This window comes from Frateuria sp. GZRe12, assembly GCF_051900535.1.
Classification (GTDB): Bacteria; Pseudomonadota; Gammaproteobacteria; order Xanthomonadales; family Rhodanobacteraceae; genus Frateuria_A.
Genome location: NZ_JBHZGI010000004.1, coordinates 123,962 through 143,092, shown reverse-complemented (window position 1 = coordinate 143,092; position 19,131 = coordinate 123,962). Strand labels below are relative to the sequence as shown.

Here is a 19,131-nt window from a genome sequence, read left to right as displayed (position 1 = left end):
GCGCGGCGATCAACCCCGCGTCAAGCGCGCGCCATCAACCGCCCGTCACGGGATCGTGCGCGGCGCCGTTTTGCCGGCGCCACACGCGGCAACGGTTGTTGGCGGGCATCGCGCGGTCTTCCCGCAACGCGAAACCCGCGGCCTGCGCCAGGGCATCGACCGCGGCGGCGTCACGCAGGCCCATGCGCGGGTCGCGCAGCTTGAGCGAGCGGTCGAAGGCGGCATTGCTCTCGCTGGTGTAGCGCCCGTCCTGGTTGAATGGTCCGTAGATCGCCAGCACGGCGTCGTCGGTGGTGACGCCTGGCAGGTGTGCGAAGAAACGCACAACCTCGGCCCAGCCCATGATGTGCAGCGTGTTGGCGCTGAACACGGCGTCGTAGCGTGCGGACGGCCAGCCGCCCGCCACGTCCAGCTCGATCGGCGCGGGCGTGTTCGGCAACGCGGCCTCGTCGAGCCAGGCGCGAATGCCGGGCAGGTTGTCGACGCGGTCGGAACACTGCCAGCTCAACCACGGCATGGCGGCGGCAAAGTGCACTGCGTGCTGGCCGGTGCCGCTGCCGATCTCCAGCACGCGCGTGCACTGCGCGAAAGCTTCACGCAGGACATCCAGGATCGGTTCGCGGTTGCGTTCGCAGGCCGGTGCGAACGGCTTGTCCATGTCAGGCGGGGCGACCGCGCAGCACGCGGGCGGGAAGCATCAGCAGCGCGCCGAGGAAAGCGAACACCGCGTGCAGGGTGATGCCCACCAGCCGGAACGGCAGCGAGATCAACCACACGATCGGCCACAACACGAGCGCCAGCAGCGCCAAAGGCCAGCAGAACACCAGCAGCAGCAACCAGAGCAGGAAACCGACCATGACCGGACCTCGGGTGGTGGCGGGAAGAGGGGCACTCTAGCGCGGTCGATCGCCGGTGCGTAGATGACTGGCGGCACCCGTCAGTGCATGCCGGCCATCGGATCGACGCCGATCAGCCAGCGGTGCAGCCAGAACGCGAACACGACCCATGCGACCGCGCCGATCACCACCGCGACCGCATCGCCGCGCAGCGTACCGGCAGAATAGTCGACACCCTCGAGGCGATCGCGCTGGCGCAACCAGACGGCCATCGGCAGCGCCCAGGACAGGAACGCGCCGAACAGCACGACGTCATGCAGCAGGCCGGTGGCCAGCAGATGGCCCGAGGCCCAGACCACCACGCCCAGCAGCATCGGGTGGCCCAGTGCCGCCTTGATGTGGTTGCGCGGCACGTACGCGGCCGCGACCAGCACGAAGGCGACCAGGGTGAACAGCGCATTGAGGTGATCCATCGACGGCGGTGGCGTGTACAGCGCCAGCGGCAGCCGCCTGGCCTGGCCGAAACCGATGCAGGTCAGTACCAGGCCGGCCAGCGCCACCAGCGCGAACACGCCTTTCCAGGTCCGTTCGCCGAACCGGTCGATCTGCCGACGGCGCCAGCGCGGAAAGACCAGCGGCACCACGTGGATGCCAAGAAAGACGAACAGGCCGTAGATCATCAGCTGCATCGCGCTTCTCCCCGGGTTCGGGGAACGATCATAGGCGCGCCGTGGCGTGCTGTCGTGACGAAGGCATCACCGCACGGTGCGCCGCTCAACCGACGGGCGACACGTTCACCGCCAGTACCACGCCCCCGGGCGCCAAGTGCGAATGCGCCGGAATCGTGGCCGAACGCAACCAGGCATCGCCAGGTTGCAGCACGTCGTCGTCCAGTTCGAGCCGCCCTCGCGCGCAGTAAAGCAGCACCGTTTCCGCCAGCACCCGGACGTCATCGGCCCGGCGCCATATCGCGACGCGACCGCGCACGCGGCCGCGTCGCACCATCAGGTTGAAGTCGCGGGTGGCGCCGCCGGCCAGCGCCACCGTCACCCGCGCCTCCCCGGGGAAACCGAAGGGTGCGAACGGTTCGGTCAGCGCATGCGTACGTCCATCGTCCAGCGCCATGGCGAAGCCCGCGCCCTCCAGCAGCACGATGGTGCGGTCGACACCGGCGAAGGCGGAGAACGGCGCGGCGCTGTCGACCTCGGCCACGCTCACCCGCCAGAGGAAGTCGTCCATGCCGGCGGCGGGCGGTTCCACGGCAAGTTCGCGGGTGCGGCCAAGGCCGTTCTTCCAGGGACGCGCGGGGCAGTCGTGCAGGCGGAGGATGGGCATCGCGGCATTGTAGGGCGGGCGTCCGCCCAGCGCCGGACGCGAGCTTGCGGGCGGTGCTTCGACGCCGACGCCGCGCGCCTACGTTCGCCACGGATGGTTTCGAACAAGGCCGTCCGCTTTGAGCGTGACGGAGCGAAATCGAAGCCATCTGGCGAAAAGGATCACTACGCCTGCGACGGGCCGCGCTCGCGCCAGCAGAAGATTCTTCCCGATGGGCTAAAGTCCACCCTACGCGACGCGCTCGATCACCCGCTGGAACGGCGGCAGCGCGCGCAGCATGCCCGCGCCGTAACGCTTGGTGACCACGCGCCGGTCCAGCAGGACGATGCGGCCGCGGTCGGTCTCGCTTCGGATCAGGCGACCGCAATACTGCGTGAGCAGCCGCGTGGCTTCCGGGATGCTCACTTCCAGGAACGGATTGCGCCCGCGCGATTCCAGCCACTCGGCATAGGTGGCGCCGACAGGGTCGGTCGGCACGGCGAACGGCAGCTGCGTGATCACCACCGTCTCGCACAGCTTGCCGGGCAGGTCCAGGCCCTCGCCGAAGGAGGCCAGTCCGAACAGCGTGCTGCCCTTGCCCGCCTCGACGTCCGCGATGTGCTCGGCGATCAGCTGCGCCTTGCCGAGCGACCCTTGCGCACGCACCTTGCGCACCTTGTCGATCGGCAGCCGTTGCAGCACGCGATCGAGCTTGGCGCGCGAGGTGAACAGCACCAGGTTGCCGGCGTTCCAGTCCAGATGAGCGGCCAGCCAGTCGCAGATCGCCTGCGCGTGCGCCTCGCGCGCGTCGGGCAACACGTCGATCGCCGGCACTTCCAGGCGCGCCTGCGCGGCCAGGTCGAATGGCGATGGCAGGCTCAGGGTCACCGCGTCGTCCGGCAGCCCGGTGGCATCGGCGAAACCGCGGAAGTTGCCACCCGCGCTCAGCGTGGCCGAGGTCAGCACCACGCCGCTGGCGTTGTTCCACAGCACATGCCGCAGCAGGCCACCGGCGGAAACGGAGGAGGCATGACAGACCAGCTGCTGGTCGCCGGCGAGCGTCACCCAGCGCGCCAGTGGCGGCGCGTTCTCCGCATCGTCGCCGGCCCACGCGCGCCAGGTGCGCTCCAGCCGGTCCAGCCGTTCGAGTGCCATGCCCAGCTCGCGCGAGAGCGCTTCCTGGGTCGGGCCGCCGTCGGTCATTTCCACCACGGCGCGGCGCACGGCGGTCAGCCAGCGCTGGATCTCGGCCGTCTGCGCGTGCAGTGCCTGCGCGTGCAGCACCCAGTCCGCGGGCAACTGGCCGAGCGAGCCGCGGTACATCGGTTCGCTTTCGGCCGGGTCGGGCAGCCAGGCCAGGCGGATCGCCTTCTCCAGTTCCTCCAGGCCGTCGCTCAGCTCCTGCAGCTTCGCATCGCCGGCGTCGAGCGTGAGCTTGCCCAGCGATTCCTTGTCGGTCAGCGAATAAGCCGCGTGCACCTGCCGCGCCAGGCGGCTCAACTGGCGCACGCTGGCGCCCAGGTAGACTTCGGCCGCGCCGCGGTCGATCGCCTTGGCCGGCACGTGATGCGCCTCGTCGAAGACGTACAGCGTCTCGGCCGGCTTGGGCAGGATCACGCCGCCCCAGCCTTCGTCCTCGCCGGGCATGGTGAGGTCGGCGAGCACGAGGTCCTGGTTGGCGACGATCAGGTCGGCATCGGCCACCGCGCGGCGCGCGGCGAAGAACGGGCACTGCAGGAAGTGGATGCACTTGCGCCCGGTACAGCCGCCGGCGCTGGTGGTGAGCATCGGCTTGAGGAAGTCACCGACCGGCTCCGGTGCGGCATCCATGTCGCCGCTCCACTCGCCGCGCTCGAAGGCGCCGGCGAGCTTGGACAGCGCCTGCTTGTCGCGCTCGGCCGGCGGCTTGGACCACAGCGCCAGGTCTGCATCGAAGCCCAGGCCCAGCTGGCTGGCCTCCGCGCCCATGCTCTGGCGCGCCATCGCCAGGTTGCGCGGGCACAGGTAACGGCCACGGCCCTTGGCGAGCGCCACTTTCGCTTCGCTGCCATCGAGCTTGAGATAGAGCGGGATGTCGCGTTCGACCAACTGCTCCTGCAGAGCCACGGTCGCGGTCGCGATCAGCAGTTTCTTCTTCTGCGCGCGCGCCACTTCCATGCCGGCGATCAGGTAGGCCATCGACTTGCCGGTGCCGGTCGGGGCCTCGACCACGGCCGCGCCGCCCTCTGTCGCCAGCGCCTTGGCCACCTCGGCAATCATCCGGCCCTGGGCGGCGCGCGGGCGGAAGCCGGGAAGGCCTTCCTTCAGGCGCGCGTAGGCGGCGCGGATCGCGTCCTTGGTGGCATCGGTGAGCATTGCGTGATTCTAGCCCGCGCGGGCAACCCCCGCCGTCGCGATGCGCCGCATGCACGCCGCTCAAGATAGGTTCGCGCCGGTCGATCTTGTGGTATGCATCGAGTATGGGCAGGAACCGGGGGCGTTACGGCATTCCCATGAACTGGCGCTGTTGCAAGGCAGGGGCGCACGAACGGGCCGGTGGCGATGGCGACCGGCCCACGCGGCGTGGGGCGTGCGCATGAATTTCCCACGCCCCACGCCGCTCGAGCCCTCGCAGGGCGGCGAGTCCGCCTGGCTGGTCCGGCTGGTGGAGGCGACCACGCCCGCCGAAGTCGCCACCGTCGTCGCCGCCTTCGCGCAGCACCTGGCCGGGTGTCGCCACGCCGTCGTGGCCTGGGCCGGCAGCGGCCTGCCGCGGGCCTACAGCAGCAGCGGCCGGCTGCCCGATTACGGGCGCATTGGCCGCGCCCGGGCGCTGCTGGCATCGAACGGGCGGGCGCCGGTACGCGAGGGACAGGAGCTGCTGCTGCGCCTGCTGCCCCAGGAGCGCGCGTTCCTGATGCTCGAACTGGAACGCGCCCAGCCGACCGAGTCGCTGCTCGGCCTGCTCGAGCCTTTCCTGGAGCTGGCCGGACCCTACCTGCAGCGCGCGCTGAAGCTGGCCGACCTGGAGGACTCGCACAAGCAACTGGTGCGCTCGGAAGTACTGCAGCGCGCGCTGTTCGCCATCTCCGACCTGGCCGGCTCGGACCTGGACATGCCCGAGATGCTCAAGCGTCTCCACGGCATCGTCAGTACGCTGATGTACGCGGAGAACTTCTTCATCGTGCGCAGCGACCCGCAGCACGGCACGATGCGGTTCCTCTACTACGCCGACGCCGAGGACACCGACGCGCCGGACACCAGCCACGACGTGTCGCTGGAAAGCATGCGCAACTCGTTGACCTGGCACCTGCTTACCGGCGGCAAGGCGCTGATGGGCAGCCTGGACCAGATCAGCCGGCAGGTGACCGGCACCTTCGCGCCGTCCGGTCCGGAGGCGGTCGACTGGCTCGGCGTGCCGATGCTGCGCGAGGGCCAGGTGCACGGCGCGCTGGTGGTGCAGAGCTACCAGGCCGGCATCGGCTTCTCCGACGAAGACCGCACGCTGCTGGAGTTCGTCGGCAGCCATGTGCTCACGGCGCTTGAGCGCAAGCAGAGCAAGGACGAACTGGAGGAGCGCGTGCGCCTGCGCACGCAGGAGCTGGCCGAGGCCAACCGCGGACTGCAGCAGGAGGTGCTCGAGCGCCAGCGTGCCGAACGGCTGCAGGCAGCGCTGTTCCACCTCGCGCAGCTGGCCACCGCCGACATCGACGAGAACGAGTTCTACGAACGCACGCATGCCGTGGTCGGCGAGCTGATCAACGCGGAAAACTTCTTCATCGCGCTGCTCTCGGACGATCGCAAGAAACTGGTGTTTCCCTATTACGTCGACGCCGGCGTGCGCAAGGCGCAGGAACGTCCGCTGGGCCGCGGCCTGTCCGAATACGTGCTGCGCAAGGGGCAGCCGTTGCTGGCCTTCCACGAGGACACGCTGGAGCTCGCGCGTCGGGATGAAGTCGACCTGGTTCGCGTGGGACGCCCGGCGGTGTGCTGGCTGGGCGTGCCGCTGCGCGTCGACGAGGAGGCGATCGGCCTGGTCGCGGTGCAAAGCTATACGGCGTCGATCGACTACGACCAGGCCGACCAGGAGCTGCTCACCTTCGCCGCGCTGCAGATCGCCAACAGCATCCACCGCCGCCGTGCCGCGGTCTCGCTGCAGCGCGCCTACGCCGAACTGGAACAGCGCGTGGCCGAGCGCACCTCCGAACTGCGCCAGGAGATCACCGAGCGCGAGCGCGTGCAGAGCCAGCTCAAGCACGAGGTGATGCACGACGCGCTCACCGGACTGCCCAACCGCGGTTTCCTGCGCGACCGGCTCGAACGCGTGCTGGCCATCCTGCAACGCGAGCCGGGCCGCCGCTGCGCGTTGCTGTACCTGGACGTGGACCGTTTCAAGGTCATCAACGACAGCCTGGGCCACCTGGCCGGCGATGCGTTCCTCAAGGAGATCGCGCGCCGCCTGCACGACTGCGTGCGCGAGCCCGACGTGGTCGCGCGGCTCTCCGGCGACGAATTCGCGATCCTGCTGGAGGACATCGACATTCCCGCCGCGGCGGTGGCGGTGGCCCAGCGCGTGCTCGATGCGCTGGGCGTGCCGATGCAGATCGCCGGGCGCGAGCTGGCGCCCTCGGCCAGCATGGGCATCGCCATCGGCGACAGCACCTACGTCACCGCCGACGAAGTGTTGCGCGACGCGGATATCGCCCTGTACCGCGCCAAGGACCAGGGCCGCAAGCGCTACGAACTGTTCGACGAGACGCTGGCCAAGAACGTCATCGACGTGCTGACCATGGAAGGCGAATTGCGCCAGGCGTTGCAGCGTGACGAGTTCGAGCCGTACCTGCAGCCGTTCTGCCGGCTGGAGGATGGCGCGGTGGTCGGCTACGAGGCGCTGCTGCGCTGGAACCATCCGAAGCTCGGCGTGCTCGGTCCGGCCGATTTCCTCAAGGTGGCGCATGACAGCGGGCACATCGAATCGATCGACTGGCGGCTGTTCGAGCGCGGCTGCGAGCGGTTCCTCAAGCTGGAGGACAAGGACACCTTCCTGACCTTCAACGTGTCGGCACTGCACCTGCGCCACCGCGACTTCGACGCACGCCTGGTGCGCCTGCTCGAACGCACCGGGCTGCCGCCGTGGCGGCTGATCGTGGAGGTGACCGAGGGCTCGCTGCTGGACAACCCCGAGCAGGTCCGCACGATGCTCGAGCGCCTGCGCGCGATCGGCGTGGGCGCGGCGCTGGACGACTTCGGCACCGGCTATTCCTCGCTGAGCTACCTGCATTCGCTGCCGTTGCGCATGCTCAAGATCGACCGCGCTTTCGTGCATGCGCTGGGCGAGGAGGAGCACACCACCGCGACCACCGTGGTCGCCGCGATCCTCGCGCTGGCGCGCGCACTCGACATCCAGGTGATCGCCGAAGGCATCGAGACGCCGATGCAGCGCGAGGCGCTGCTGGGCATGGGTTGCGAACTGGGACAGGGCTACCTGCTCGGGCACCCGGCGCCGATCGGGAAGTGGCTCGGGCAAGGCTGCGCCGACTGAGTTTGCGCCCACGCTTCTGCTTTCTCTCCCCTTCGGGGCGGTGGCTTCAGGTCGCGCGGGGGCCCGATCCGGTGATCGCAAGCGCCACCGCCTCGGCCACGCGGATGCCGTCCACCGCGGCCGACAGGATCCCGCCCGCGTACCCCGCGCCCTCGCCGGCCGGAAACAGCCCGCGCGTGTTGAGGCTCTGGTAGTCATCGTCGTTGCGCTTGACCCGCACCGGCGAGGACGTGCGCGTTTCCACGCCGGTCAGCATCGCGTCGTGCATGGCAAAGCCCCGGATCTGCCGTTCGAACATCGGCAGTGCCTCGCGGATCGCGCCGATGGCGTAGTCGGGCAGCGCGGTGGCGAGGTCGGTCAGTTGCACGCCGGGCTTGTAGGAGGGCAGCACCTCGCCCAGTTCGCGCGTGGGCCGGCCGGCCAGGAAATCGCCCACGCGCTGCGCCGGCGCGCTGTAGTCGCCGCCGCCCATGGCGAACGCGTGCGACTCCCAGTGCCGCTGCAGCGCGATGCCCGCCAGCGGTCCCTCCCCGTAAGGCGCGAAATCCTCCGGCGTGATGCCGCAGACGATCGCCGCGTTGGCGTTGCGCTCGTTGCGCGAGTACTGGCTCATGCCGTTGGTGACGACGCGTCCGGCTTCCGAGGTCGCTGCCACCACGGTGCCGCCCGGACACATGCAGAAGCTGTAGACCGAGCGCCCGCTTTGTCCGGCTTTGTTGCCGTGGTGAACCAGCTTGTAGTCGGCCGCGCCGAGGATCGGATGACCGGCCTGCGGACCGAAGCGCGCGCGGTCGATCACCGACTGCGGATGCTCGATGCGGAATCCGATCGAGAACGGCTTGGCCTCCAGGTACACGCCGCGCGCATGCAACATCTCGAAGGTGTCGCGCGCGCTGTGGCCCACCGCCAGCACGACGTGGTCCGAGCGCAACTCGCCGCCATCGGCCAGCCGCACGCCGCGCACCTGGCGCGTGCCGTCGGCGGCGGTCTCGACCAGGAGGTCTTCCACGCGCTGGTCGAAGCGGATCTCGCCGCCGAGCGACTGGATCGTACCGCGCATGGTTTCCACCATCGTGACCAGGCGGAAGGTGCCGATGTGCGGCTTGCTGACGTAAAGGATTTCCTCCGGCGCGCCGGCCTTGACGAACTCGACCAGCACCTTGCGCCCGTGGTGGTGCGGGTCGGAAATCTGGCTGTACAGCTTGCCGTCGGAGAAGGTGCCGGCACCGCCCTCGCCGAACTGTACGTTCGATTCCGGATGCAGGTTGCGCTTGCGCCACAAGTCCCAGGTGTCCTTCGTGCGCTCGCGCACCGCCTTGCCGCGGTCGAGCACGATCGGGCGGAAGCCCATCTCCGCCAGGATCAGCGCGGCGAAGATGCCGCACGGGCCGAAGCCGACCACGATCGGCCGGTGCTCCAGCCGTGCCGGGGCCTGCGCGACCGGGTGGTAGCGGGTGTCCGGCGTGGGCTGCACGTGGCGGTCGCCGGCGAAGCGCGCCAGCACCGCCGCCTCGTCGGCCACGTCGACGTCCAGCGTGTAGACCAGCGCGATGGCGCCACGCTTGCGCGCGTCGTAGCCGCGCCGGAACACGTCGATGCCGCGCAGCGCCGAAGCGGGGAGATCCAGGCGCGCGAGCACCGCCTTCGCCAGCGCCTCGGGCGCGTGGTCGAGCGGGAGCTTGAGGTCGGTCAGTCGCAGCATGGGACTCGCACGAATGGCGGCGGGCGCGACCGGATGCGGTCGGGTTTACGCCGGGCCGCGTATTGTCCGTGCGTCGGGTGCGTGGGAACAAGGCGAGCGCGAGTGACGCGGGGCGGCAGCCGGTGCCATCAGCCGTTCAAACCGGCGGCGTCGCGTCGCCGGGTGGTAGTGACGCAACACGCCACTTACGCCGCGAGAATGGTCCGGAACTGCTCGCCGGTGGCCTGCGGATGCAGCAACACCACGCGCGAGCCGAACTTGCGCGCCGCGGGCGTGCACAGCTGGCCATCGTCGGTGACCACCGCCAGCGGCGTGGAATGGCGGGAGTTCAGCGGGCGCTTGTAGACCAGCCCGTGCTGCGGGCCGCCGCAAATGATGCATTCGTAGAAACTGTCCATGATCTGCTCGAGGGTGGAAACTCGCGCAGGGATAAGCAGGGCTCGCGCCACGGGCCGATGATGAGTGTGAACACGATCACGCTTCGCGACATGCCGGAAAATTGGCGCATCGCCTTCGTTCAGCCAGGCGCGACGGCGTGCCGTCGCGCCTGGTGGAAACTTACTGCTGCGCGCCGGCGATGAAGTCGGTCTTGCCCAGCTCCGCGCCCGCCTCGCGCAGGATCACGTAGGTGGTGGTGCAGTGGAAGTAGAGGTTCGGCAGGATGAAGCCGAACAGGTAATCCTGGCCTTTGAAGTCCATCTCGCCGTTGCGCATCTTCAGGTGGATCTCGCGGCCTTCGCTGCCGTCGATCTTGACTGCGTCGAAGCCCTGCACGTAGTCGATCACGCGACCGATGCGCGCGTGGATCTGCTCTAGCGTGGTCTCGTTGTCCTCGAACGAGGCCGGTTCCACGCCGGCCAGCCGGGCGGTGCCGCGTGCTGCCATGTCGCAGGCGATCTGCACCTGCTTGACCAGCGGCAGCATGTCGGGGATCAGGCGGGTGTTCAGCAGCACCTCGTCGGTCACGCCCTTGGCCTTGGCATGCGCCTCGCCCTTCTTCAGCACGTGGGCAAGGTTGGACAGCGCGCGCACGAACACGGGAACGGAGGCCTGGTACATCGAAAGCGTCATGGAAAACTCCTGCGTCAGTGGGTGGGATCGTGTGGCAGCGCGCCCGGGGCGCCTGCCGCGTCAGGGGAATGGGCATCGGCGGCACGCGCCAGCGGCGCGGTATGCGCGGTCACGCGCGCGGCGATGATGGCCCCGGCGACCAGCAGCAGCGCCGACAGCACGAACGCCAGGCCGGGCAAGTGCAGCGGCGAGGTAGGTGCGATCGAGAAGGCGAACACCTGCGCGAACAAATACGGCCCGAAAATGCCGGCGAAGCTGCCCAGGCTGGTGATCGCGCCCTGCAGCCGCCCTTGCTCGGACGGATCGACCTGATGCGTCATGATCGCCTGGATCGGCGGCCCGGACAGGCTCCACAGCGCCATCAGCGGAATGCCGGCGAGGAACAGCCAGCCCTGTTGCGCCACGCCCATCAGCAGGAACGCGCCGATGCCGCAGGCCAGGCCCGCCAGCAGCACCCGCCGCTCGCCGAAGCGCGGGGTCAGCCTGCCGGTGAGGAACGCCTGCACCGAACCGTCGCAGGCGCCCACCAGCATCAGTACGAAGCCCACCGCCTGCGGGCCCCAGCCGTAGCGGTAGTCCGCGTACAGCACGAACGTGGTCTGCAGCACGTAGTGGGCGAGGTAGACAAGGAACATCACCACGCCCAGCCCGAGGACCTGCGGATGGCGACGCAGCAGCTTGAGCGAGCCCAACGGATGCGCGCTGTGGAACTCGAAGCGCGGCGTGCGCCGTTCCTTCGGCAGCGACTCGGGCAGGATGAAGAGGCCGTACAGGAAATTGCACAGCGCCAGTCCGCCGGCGACCCAGAACGGCAGTCGCAGCGAAATGTCGCCGAGGAAGCCGCCCAGCCCCGGCCCCACGATGAATCCGAGCCCGAACGCGCCACCCAGCACGCCGTAGGCGGCCGCGCGCTTTTCCTTCGGCGTGATGTCGGCGATGTAGGCGTTGGCGGTGGTGAAGCTCGCCGCGGTCATGCCCAGCAGCGCGCGGCTGACGAACAGCAGCCACAGCGTGGGCGCGAGCGCCAGCACCACGAAGTCGATGGCCAGACCCAGGTTGGAGATCAGGATGACCGGCCGTCGCCCGAACCGGTCGGACAACGCGCCCTGCACCGGCGAGAAGCCGAACTGCACCACCGCGAACACGGTGGAGAACACGCCCACCCACCAGGCGGCCCTGGCGATGCCACCGCCGGCCAGCTGCTCGATCAGGTGCGGCAGCACCGGAATGACGATGCCGAACGCCAGCATGTCCAGCAGCACAGTGACGAAGATGAAGGCCACCGCCGCGCGGCGGCGCGTGTCGCTCAGTGCGGTGTGGTTCGAATCCATGCGCGGGTCGCCGGCGAGTGAAGCGCGCACGATAGCGCATCGGTGCGGCCCGATTGCTGCGTGCGCGGCAACGATGGGATGCGGTGGATGCAGGGTTCGGGAGGGCGGGAAAACCCATCCCTGACCCTACCGGAAAGGGGGGGGCGCAATCGCTCCGCCGCAACGTGCCTTCAAGGCAGGGGCTTGGGGACGGGTTCTGCCGTGCGCTACCCGGGCGGTTGCGCCAGTTCACGCGCGCTGAGGAAGCCGTCGTGGTTGCGGTCCGAGCGGTGGAATTGCGCGCGCAGGTCGGCCTGGAACGCGGCCAGCGTGCGCGGCATGCGGCGCGGCCCGGGTGGCAGCTCGCTCGCATCGAGCACCCCGTCGCCGTTGGTGTCCATCGCGCGGAAGCCGCTCGCCAGGTAGTCGACGTACTCCTGCACCGCGATGCGCCCATCGCCATCGGCATCGAACAGGCGCAGGTAGTCGCCCGGCGTCTCCTGCGCCTGCGCCGCGAGCGGCGCCAGCAGCATGGCCAGGGCTGCCCACCGCATCAGCGCGCGCCGTGGATCCCGATGAACTGCAGGAACTCCGCGCGGGTGCGCGCGTCGTCGCGGAAGGCGCCGAGCATCTGGCTGGTGACCATCGACACGCCGCGCTTGTGCACGCCGCGGGTGGTCATGCATTCGTGGCTGGCGTCGATCACCACCGCCACACCGGCGGGCTTGAGGTGTTCCTGTATGCAGTTGGCGATCTGCGCGGTGAGCTTTTCCTGCACCTGGAAGCGGCGCGCGTAGCCCTCCACCACGCGGGCGAGCTTGCTGATGCCGACCACGCGGTTGGTCGGCAGGTAGCCCACGTGGGCGCGGCCGATGATCGGCGCCATGTGGTGCTCGCAGTGGCTCTCGAACTCGATGTCGCGCAGCACCACCATCTCGTCGTAGCCCTCGACCTCCTTGAAGGTGCGCTTGAGGAACTCGGACGGATCGTCGGAATAACCGGAGAACCAGTCGCGGTAGGCCTTGACCACGCGGCGCGGCGTGTCCAGCAGGCCTTCGCGCGTGGGGTCGTCGCCGGCCCAGCGCAGCAGCGTGCGGACCGCTTCCTCGGCCTGGGCCTGGGTGACGTCGTTGGGATTGCTCGGAACGCTCATGCGGTTGCCTTGGCTTGCGGACGAGACAGTTTAACGTCCGCTGCCATGCGATGCCGGCTGACCATGTGTAAAGCCTGCCTGCGCCCTGGAGCCCGCCATCGGGAAGAGGGCGCCGACCGTGTCAGACCGCATCTTCCTCGACGTCGTCCAGTTCGGGCGCCAGGCCAAGCAACTGCTGGGTGACTTCGCCCGAGAGCGTCTCCACGCCGCGTAGCTTGCGCGTGATGGTCGTGGTCTTGCCGGAGGCCTTCTGCAAGGTGTTGCGGACGGTGTCCACCTGCTTGACCGCCGATTCGAGGATGCCGCCGAACTTGCCGAATTCCGTCTTGACGGCTCCGAGGATGCTCCAGACCTCGGAGCTGCGCTGGGCGATCGCCAGCGTGCGGAAACCCATCTGCAAGCTGTTGAGCAGCGCGCTCAGTGTCGTCGGACCGGCGACCACCACACGGTGCTCCCGTTGCAGCATCTCGAACAGCCCGGGACGGCGGATCACCTCGGCATACAGGCCCTCGGTGGGCAGGAACAGAACGGCGAAATCGGTGGTATGCGGGGCGGCGACGTATTTGGACTTGATGCGCTTGGCCTCCTCGCGCACGCGCATTTCCAGCGCGCGACCGGCCACGGCCGCCGCCTCGACATCCGCCGCTTCCTGGGCATCGAGCAGGCGCTGGTAGTCCTCGACAGGAAATTTGGCGTCGATCGGAAGGTAGAGCACGCCGCCGTCCTGCTGGCCCGGCATGCGAATGGCGAACTCGACCCGTTCCTTGCTGTCCGGCACGGTCGCCACGTTCGACTCGTACTGTTCCGGCGTCATCAATTGTTCAAGCAGCGCACCGAGCTGCACTTCGCCCAGGATGCCGCGGGTCTTTACGTTGCTCAGCACGCGCTTGAGGTCGCCGACGCCGCTGGCCAGGCTCTGCATCTCGCCCAGGCCGCGCTGGACGGCTTCGAGCCGCTCCGATACCAGCTGGAAGGACTGCCCGAGGCGTGTTTCCAGCGTGCTCTGCAGTTTCTCGTCGACGGTGGCGCGCATCTGCTCGAGCTTGGCGGCGTTGTCGTCCTGCAGCGCCTTGAGCTTGACCTCCAGCGTCGAGCGCACCTCGCCCATGCGCTTTTCGTTGTCGGCGGTGAGCGCGGCCAGCTGCTGGCGTTGCTGTTCGCTGGCGCGGGCCAGGGTAAGGCCCACTTCCTCGCGGCTCTTGCGGGCGTCCTCGGTGAGCCGCTGCGCCAGCCCCTGCAGGCCGGCGTCGGTGCGCACGGTGAGGCCTTCCAGGCGCTGGCCGAACCCATCGATGCGCTCGGCCTGCTGGCGGGACACGTCGGCCAGCTGCTCCGCGACGTGGCCGCGGAAGCGGTCGAAGCCCTGCTGCAGTTCCTCGCGCCCGGCGCGCTGCTCTTCGCGCAGCACGCGTTCGAGGCGCTCGCCGTCGCTCCTGAGCGCGTCCAGGCGGATGGCGAGGCCGTCATCGGTACGGCCGCGGCGCAACAGCACCACCTGCAACGCAAGGATGGCGAGGGCGACCAGAAGCAAGAGGGCGAAGAGTACGTCGGCGAGGGGCATGGCAGGTTCCGGCAAGCTACGGAGCCAAGTTTACGCGCACCCGTCTCAACTGCCGCGACGCTTCGGCTTCAACCGCTGCCGCAGGAAGCGCAGGGTCGCCTTTTCCAGTTCGCGCGGCTTTGCCGCGCAGGCCTCGCTGATCGCACGGTGCAGGCTGCCGTCGCGCCAGCCCTCGAACACCTCCGGATGGATGTAGGACTTGCGGCAGACCGTCGGCGTGTTGCCCAGGATCTCGGCCACCTGCTTGATCGCCTCCACCAGCGCATGGCGTCGGGCACGCTCGCCGCCCTTTTCTGGCAGCGGCGTGCAGGCCAGTACGCCGGCGGCGTGGGCGGTGCCGCCCCATGTGCGGAAATCCTTGGCGCTGAAGGCTTCGCCGCAGGCGTCGTGCAGGTAATCGTTGACCATGCCCGAATCGACCGGCTGGCGTTCGCCCGCGTCGTCCATGTACTGGAACAGCCGCTGACCGGGCAGCTGCTGCACGCGGCGGACGATCCGCGTCAGGCGCCGGTCGTCCAGTTCGATCTCGTGCTCCTGGCCGCTCTTGCCATGGAAACAGAAGCGAAGCCGGCCACGCGCCACGCGCACGTGGCGCGAGCGCAGGGTGGTCAGGCCGTAGCTCTTGTTGTCGCGCGCGTAGCTCTCGTTGCCGACACGGATCAGTGTCTCGTCCAGCAGCCGCACCAGCAGCGCCAGCACCTTCTCGCGCGGAAGGCCGGCCAGCGCGAGGTCCTTGCGGGCGCGCCGGCGCAGCCGCGGCAACGCGGCACCGAAGGCGAGGATGCGGTCGAACTTGCCGTGATCGCGCAATTCGCGCCAGTTCGGGTGGTAGCGGTACTGCTTGCGACCGCGTGCGTCGCGGCCGGTCGCCTGCAGGTGGCCGTCGGGATTGGCGCAGATCCACACGTCCTCGTAGGCCGGCGGGATGGCCAGCGCACGGATGCGCGCCAGTTCGGCCCGGTCGGTGACCGGCTGGCCGTCGGCGTCGCGGTAGCCGAAGCCCTTGCCCCGGCGCAGCCGGCGGATGCCCGGCTGCGCATCGCTGACGTAGACCAGGCCAGCCGCACGCACCTCGGCGCGCAGGGCCGGATCGGGTTCGCTGGGGCGCGTGTTCATCTGCCGCAGTGTGGCGGGCGCATCGATCAAGGCGGTGTGCACGCGGGCTTTGCACCATGGCTCTGCCCGCGCCGCCGCAACGGGCGCATGATGGGAAGACGACGGGCCACGGGGACGCACGATGGAGCACGCGTACGACTACCTGATCATCGGTGGCGGCATGGCCGGCGATGCGGCGGCCAAGGCGATCCGCGCCGCTGACGCCTCGGCGAGCATCGGCCTGGTCAGTGCGGAAACCTCGCCGCCTTACGAGCGGCCACCGTTGTCCAAGGCGCTGTGGAAGGGCGACAAATCGCTCGAATCGATCGACCTGGGCACCGCAGCCACCGGCGCGCAGCTGCATCTGGGGCGCCACGTGCAGGCGATCGATCCGGCCAGCCGCCGCGCGAGCGACGACCACGGCGACCACTACCGCTATGACCGTCTGCTGCTGGCCACCGGCGCCACGCCGCGGCAATTGCCCTTTGCAGGCGACCGGGTCGTTGCCTTTCGCACGGCCGACGACTACCGGCGCCTGCGCCGTCTCGCCGTGGCCGGTGCACACATCGCGGTGGCCGGTGGTGGCTTCATCGGCAGCGAGCTGGCCGCCTCGCTCAGTGGCGCCGGTTGCAAGGTCACGATGATTTTTCCGGGCGCCTCGATCGGCGGCGGCAGGTATCCGCCGACGCTGGCGGCGTTCCTGGACGACTACTACCGCGAGCATGGGGTGCAGCTGCTGTCGGGGGCCAGGGTAGTCGAGGGCAGCGCGGGCGAGGACGGTGTCGAACTGGTGCTGTCCGATGGCCGGCGCCTGCGCGTGGATGCGGTCGTCGCGGGCCTGGGCGTGACGCCGGACATCGCGCTGGCCACGCAGGCAGGCCTCACGGTCGACGACGGCGTGGTCGTCGATGCGCAATTGCGCACCAGCGATCCGTACATCTGGGCGGCCGGCGACATGGCCAATTTCTACAACCCGTCGCTCGGGCGCCGGCTGCGCGTGGAGCACGAGAACGCCGCCGTCGAGATGGGCACGCATGCCGGCCGCGCGATGGCCGACGCCGGCGGCGACTACGCGACCCTGCCGTATTTTTACTCGGACCTGTTCGACCTCGGCTACGAGGCGGTCGGCCTGCTCGACGCGCGCCTGCACCTGGTCGAGGACTGGAGCGAGCCGCATCGCAAGGGTGTGGTCTATTACCTGGACGGCGGGCGCGTGCGCGGGGTGCTGCTGTGGAACGTGTGGGGCCAGGTCGATGCCGCGCGCGAGCTCATCGCGCAGGCCGGGCCCTGGGAGCCCCCATCGCTGCGCGGACGCATCCCCCACGACGGTTGAGCCGCGGGCCGGGCACGCATCCGGCCGGTCTCCCGGGCAGCAGAAGTCTGGATGGCCAAATACACGCTGGGAAATCGCACTAGCGTGATAGAGTTCACAAAAGCGCGCCAACAGATCGATCCGCCTTCGGTTAGCGGCCAGTGAGGCCGGCGCCGGACAGGAGCAGGGGGAAAAACGGCAATGCCCATTCGAGGCCCCATTCCGGTGGGCGGCCTGCGTGTCGCGCTCGCCGCCGCAGTGTGGACGGCGCTGGCGGCCGCTCCCGCCATCGCAGGCGGGAGCGCCACGGGTGCCGCCGTCGCGAACATCGACCAGTTGCGCCAGGCAGGCCATTGGATCCGCGCGCTGGCGCTGTGCGAGGACGCACTGCGCGACCACCCCGGCGACGAGGCGCTGCTGCGCCGACAGGTGCTGATCCTGGCCGATGCCGGCGCGGTCAGCCGCGCGCGCGAGCTGGCGCAGCGCCTGCCGGCGGATCCCGTGCTCCTGGCCCGGCTGGATGCCGACGTGGCGGCCCAGCGCGCCCGCCGCGCCGTGCGCGATCCGGTCCCGCCCGACGCCGACCCGTACGCCGCGGCCGATGCAGCGGTGCGCCAGCTCGACGCGGTGATCGCCCGCCACGGCAATGATCCGTCCGTTGTCCACCGCGCCCGCCTCGACCGCCTGGTCGCCCTGCAGGCCGCCGGTCGCAGTGCCGAAGCGGTTGGCGCCTACGACGCGATGGGCCCCGCCGAACGCGACACCTTGCCGGCCTACGTACTGCGTCCGCTGGCCGAGGCCATGCTCGACCGCCAGCGGCCGGAAGAAGCCGCGCGCCTGCTCGGGCGCGCGGGTCCGGCGACCCCGGAGACCATTCCCGAAGGCGAATCCGATCCGGCGATCGTGCTGATGTACGCCTACAGCGAAGCTGGCCAATACGCGAAGGCGGAGCAGACCATCGACAGCGCCGCCGCGGCGCAGCCGGTGTGGCTGCGCAAGCCGGGCCAATCCGGGCCGGCGGCCAACCCGCACCGCAGCGAGGACGACCTCAACGCCGCGTTGCTGCGCGGCTACGCCGGCCTGCTGGCCGACGCCAACGCACGCCTGGCCGCGGGCGTGCACGAAGCGCCGGCCAGCGCGAACTGGCGGCGCGAACTGGGCAACAACGAACGCAGCCGCGGCTGGCCGCGCCGCGCCGGGGCGGACCTGGCGATCGCCCGCGGGCTGGATCCGCAGGACATCGGCGTGCGCCTCGGCCAGCTGGAAACCCGCCGTGACCTGGGCGATTTCGACAGCGTCGAACCCGGCCTCGAAAACCTCGAGGCGCATTACCCGCGCGACGCACAGGTACAGCGCGCGCGCCGCGCCTGGGATCGCCAGCGCGGCTGGCAGTTCGACGCCGCGCAGACCTTTGGCCGTGGCAATACGCCGGACTACGGCGACCGCGACCAGGACACCCTCGCCACGCTCGCCTCGCCGTTGCTGGCCGATCATTGGCGCATCTACGCCATCGCCCGCCACGCGCAGGCCTCGCTGCCCGAGGGCGACGCCCACCGCACGGACGCCGGGCTGGGCGTGCGCGGCCAGTGGCGCGGCGTGCAGGCCTACCTGCAGGCGCTGCCCACGCGCGGCACCGGCGACGACCCGACCGCGGTGGAAGCGGGTTTCGACTGGGCGATCAGCGATCACTGGGCGTGGAGCACCGACGCCAGCAGCTCCGGCGCCGACATCCCGCTGCGCGCCCGCTACTACGGCGTCCACGGCAGCACGCTGGACAGCACGGTCCAGTGGCGCGCGAACGAGCTGCTCGCCGCGCGGCTGGGCGTGCAGGCGGCCAACTTCAGCGACGGCAACCGCCGCCGCGCGGCGGACGTGGGCGTCACCGGGCGCGTGCTGACCCGTCCGCGCCTGCAACTGGACCTGGGCGCGGACCTGTACGCCTCGCACAACACGCGGGACGACACCGCCTACTTCAATCCGCGCCGCGACGGTGCCGCCACCGTCACCGCGCACCTGGACCACGTGCTGGCCGAGCGTTATGGGCGTACCTGGCACCAGCTGGTCGACCTCGCCGTCGGCAGCTACGCGCAACAGGGCCAGTCCGCCGGCTGGGTCGCCGACGTCGGCTATGGGCAGGCCTGGCAACCGCACGAGGGGCTCGGCTTCGGCTGGCGGCTGGGCTGGCACAGCCAGCCCTACGACGGCCGCCGCGAGACGCGCGCCACGCTCGAACTGACCCTGCATTGGGGGGAGTGA

At 69.8% G+C, this 19,131-nt stretch carries 16 protein-coding genes; 3 read left to right on the top strand and 13 right to left on the bottom strand.

Annotation, left to right across the window (positions count from 1 at the left end; translation table 11 throughout):
- Positions 1 to 34: 34 nt before the first annotated feature.
- From ACFWZ4_RS11090 to dinG, 5 genes are all read right to left on the bottom strand, one after another.
- Positions 35 to 658 carry a DUF938 domain-containing protein gene (locus ACFWZ4_RS11090; RefSeq protein WP_439704739.1) on the bottom strand — a complete coding sequence of 208 codons (624 nt, stop codon included), beginning with the start codon at positions 656 to 658 and terminating at the stop codon, positions 35 to 37.
- 1 nt (position 659) lies between these two features.
- Entirely contained in the window at positions 660 to 857 is a 198-nt protein-coding gene (locus ACFWZ4_RS11085) for a hypothetical protein (RefSeq protein WP_231321914.1), read from the bottom strand.
- 80 nt (positions 858 to 937) lie between these two features.
- Entirely contained in the window at positions 938 to 1,525 is a 588-nt protein-coding gene (locus ACFWZ4_RS11080) for an NnrU family protein (RefSeq protein ID WP_439704738.1), read from the bottom strand.
- 85 nt (positions 1,526 to 1,610) lie between these two features.
- Entirely contained in the window at positions 1,611 to 2,171 is a 561-nt protein-coding gene (locus ACFWZ4_RS11075; RefSeq protein ID WP_439704737.1) for a HutD/Ves family protein, read from the bottom strand.
- 228 nt (positions 2,172 to 2,399) lie between these two features.
- Entirely contained in the window at positions 2,400 to 4,505 is a 2,106-nt protein-coding gene (gene dinG, locus ACFWZ4_RS11070; RefSeq protein ID WP_439704736.1) for an ATP-dependent DNA helicase DinG, read from the bottom strand.
- 220 nt (positions 4,506 to 4,725) lie between these two features.
- On the opposite strand from dinG, the gene ACFWZ4_RS11065 reads away from it, so the two are divergent.
- A complete protein-coding gene (locus ACFWZ4_RS11065) occupies positions 4,726 to 7,671 on the top strand; it encodes an EAL domain-containing protein (protein WP_439704735.1) in 2,946 nt (981 codons plus the stop codon).
- A 46-nt stretch (positions 7,672 to 7,717) separates the two neighbouring features.
- Here the strand turns inward: ACFWZ4_RS11065 and ACFWZ4_RS11060 are convergent, their stop codons facing one another.
- The 8 genes from ACFWZ4_RS11060 to ACFWZ4_RS11025 all read right to left on the bottom strand — a co-directional run bounded on the left by ACFWZ4_RS11060 (position 7,718) and on the right by ACFWZ4_RS11025 (position 15,584).
- Complete coding sequence (locus ACFWZ4_RS11060; RefSeq protein ID WP_439704734.1) at positions 7,718 to 9,373, bottom strand: NAD(P)/FAD-dependent oxidoreductase; 1,656 nt, start codon at positions 9,371 to 9,373, stop codon at positions 7,718 to 7,720.
- Positions 9,374 to 9,558: 185 nt separating this feature from the next.
- Positions 9,559 to 9,771, bottom strand: a complete 213-nt coding sequence (locus ACFWZ4_RS11055) for a hypothetical protein (RefSeq protein ID WP_439667138.1) — start codon at positions 9,769 to 9,771, stop codon at positions 9,559 to 9,561.
- Positions 9,772 to 9,931: 160 nt separating this feature from the next.
- Positions 9,932 to 10,444 (bottom strand): DUF1993 domain-containing protein, encoded by a 513-nt coding sequence (locus tag ACFWZ4_RS11050; protein WP_439704733.1) that lies wholly within the window; start codon positions 10,442 to 10,444, stop codon positions 9,932 to 9,934.
- Between the two features lie 14 nt (positions 10,445 to 10,458).
- Positions 10,459 to 11,775, bottom strand: coding sequence for a TCR/Tet family MFS transporter (locus ACFWZ4_RS11045; protein ID WP_439704937.1), 1,317 nt, complete (start codon positions 11,773 to 11,775; stop codon positions 10,459 to 10,461).
- A gap of 206 nt (positions 11,776 to 11,981) precedes the next feature.
- Positions 11,982 to 12,308 (bottom strand): EF-hand domain-containing protein, encoded by a 327-nt coding sequence (locus tag ACFWZ4_RS11040; RefSeq protein WP_439704732.1) that lies wholly within the window; start codon positions 12,306 to 12,308, stop codon positions 11,982 to 11,984.
- Positions 12,308 to 12,907, bottom strand: a complete 600-nt coding sequence (gene folE / locus ACFWZ4_RS11035) for a GTP cyclohydrolase I FolE (RefSeq protein WP_439704731.1) — start codon at positions 12,905 to 12,907, stop codon at positions 12,308 to 12,310. Before folE ends, ACFWZ4_RS11040 begins: the two co-directional genes overlap by 1 nt.
- Before the next feature lie 121 nt (positions 12,908 to 13,028).
- Entirely contained in the window at positions 13,029 to 14,468 is a 1,440-nt protein-coding gene (rmuC, locus tag ACFWZ4_RS11030) for a DNA recombination protein RmuC (protein WP_439704730.1), read from the bottom strand.
- A 45-nt stretch (positions 14,469 to 14,513) separates the two neighbouring features.
- Entirely contained in the window at positions 14,514 to 15,584 is a 1,071-nt protein-coding gene (locus ACFWZ4_RS11025) for a DNA topoisomerase IB (protein WP_439704936.1), read from the bottom strand.
- Between the two features lie 121 nt (positions 15,585 to 15,705).
- Between ACFWZ4_RS11025 and ACFWZ4_RS11020 the strand changes: the two genes are divergently transcribed.
- Positions 15,706 to 16,896, top strand: a complete 1,191-nt coding sequence (locus ACFWZ4_RS11020; protein ID WP_439704729.1) for an NAD(P)/FAD-dependent oxidoreductase — start codon at positions 15,706 to 15,708, stop codon at positions 16,894 to 16,896.
- A 180-nt stretch (positions 16,897 to 17,076) separates the two neighbouring features.
- Positions 17,077 to 19,131 (top strand): poly-beta-1,6 N-acetyl-D-glucosamine export porin PgaA, encoded by a 2,055-nt coding sequence (gene pgaA / locus ACFWZ4_RS11015; RefSeq protein ID WP_439704728.1) that lies wholly within the window; start codon positions 17,077 to 17,079, stop codon positions 19,129 to 19,131.

Excerpts from the sequence above, each read along its gene's own strand:
- rmuC (WP_439704730.1), bottom strand. The coding sequence starts at position 14,468 with ATGCCCCTCGCCGACGTACTCTTCGCCCTCTTGCTTCTGGTCGCCCTC.
- pgaA (WP_439704728.1), top strand. The coding sequence starts at position 17,077 with ATGCCCATTCGAGGCCCCATTCCGGTGGGCGGCCTGCGTGTCGCGCTC.
- ACFWZ4_RS11040 (WP_439704732.1), bottom strand. The coding sequence starts at position 12,308 with ATGCGGTGGGCAGCCCTGGCCATGCTGCTGGCGCCGCTCGCGGCGCAG.
- ACFWZ4_RS11025 (WP_439704936.1), bottom strand. The coding sequence starts at position 15,584 with ATGAACACGCGCCCCAGCGAACCCGATCCGGCCCTGCGCGCCGAGGTG.
- ACFWZ4_RS11080 (WP_439704738.1), bottom strand. The coding sequence starts at position 1,525 with ATGCAGCTGATGATCTACGGCCTGTTCGTCTTTCTTGGCATCCACGTG.
- ACFWZ4_RS11020 (WP_439704729.1), top strand. The coding sequence starts at position 15,706 with ATGGAGCACGCGTACGACTACCTGATCATCGGTGGCGGCATGGCCGGC.
- ACFWZ4_RS11065 (WP_439704735.1), top strand. The coding sequence starts at position 4,726 with ATGAATTTCCCACGCCCCACGCCGCTCGAGCCCTCGCAGGGCGGCGAG.
- ACFWZ4_RS11075 (WP_439704737.1), bottom strand. The coding sequence starts at position 2,171 with ATGCCCATCCTCCGCCTGCACGACTGCCCCGCGCGTCCCTGGAAGAAC.
- ACFWZ4_RS11045 (WP_439704937.1), bottom strand. The coding sequence starts at position 11,775 with ATGGATTCGAACCACACCGCACTGAGCGACACGCGCCGCCGCGCGGCG.
- ACFWZ4_RS11090 (WP_439704739.1), bottom strand. The coding sequence starts at position 658 with ATGGACAAGCCGTTCGCACCGGCCTGCGAACGCAACCGCGAACCGATC.
- ACFWZ4_RS11060 (WP_439704734.1), bottom strand. The coding sequence starts at position 9,373 with ATGCTGCGACTGACCGACCTCAAGCTCCCGCTCGACCACGCGCCCGAG.
- folE (WP_439704731.1), bottom strand. The coding sequence starts at position 12,907 with ATGAGCGTTCCGAGCAATCCCAACGACGTCACCCAGGCCCAGGCCGAG.
- ACFWZ4_RS11085 (WP_231321914.1), bottom strand. The coding sequence starts at position 857 with ATGGTCGGTTTCCTGCTCTGGTTGCTGCTGCTGGTGTTCTGCTGGCCT.
- ACFWZ4_RS11055 (WP_439667138.1), bottom strand. The coding sequence starts at position 9,771 with ATGGACAGTTTCTACGAATGCATCATTTGCGGCGGCCCGCAGCACGGG.
- dinG (WP_439704736.1), bottom strand. The coding sequence starts at position 4,505 with ATGCTCACCGATGCCACCAAGGACGCGATCCGCGCCGCCTACGCGCGC.
- ACFWZ4_RS11050 (WP_439704733.1), bottom strand. The coding sequence starts at position 10,444 with ATGACGCTTTCGATGTACCAGGCCTCCGTTCCCGTGTTCGTGCGCGCG.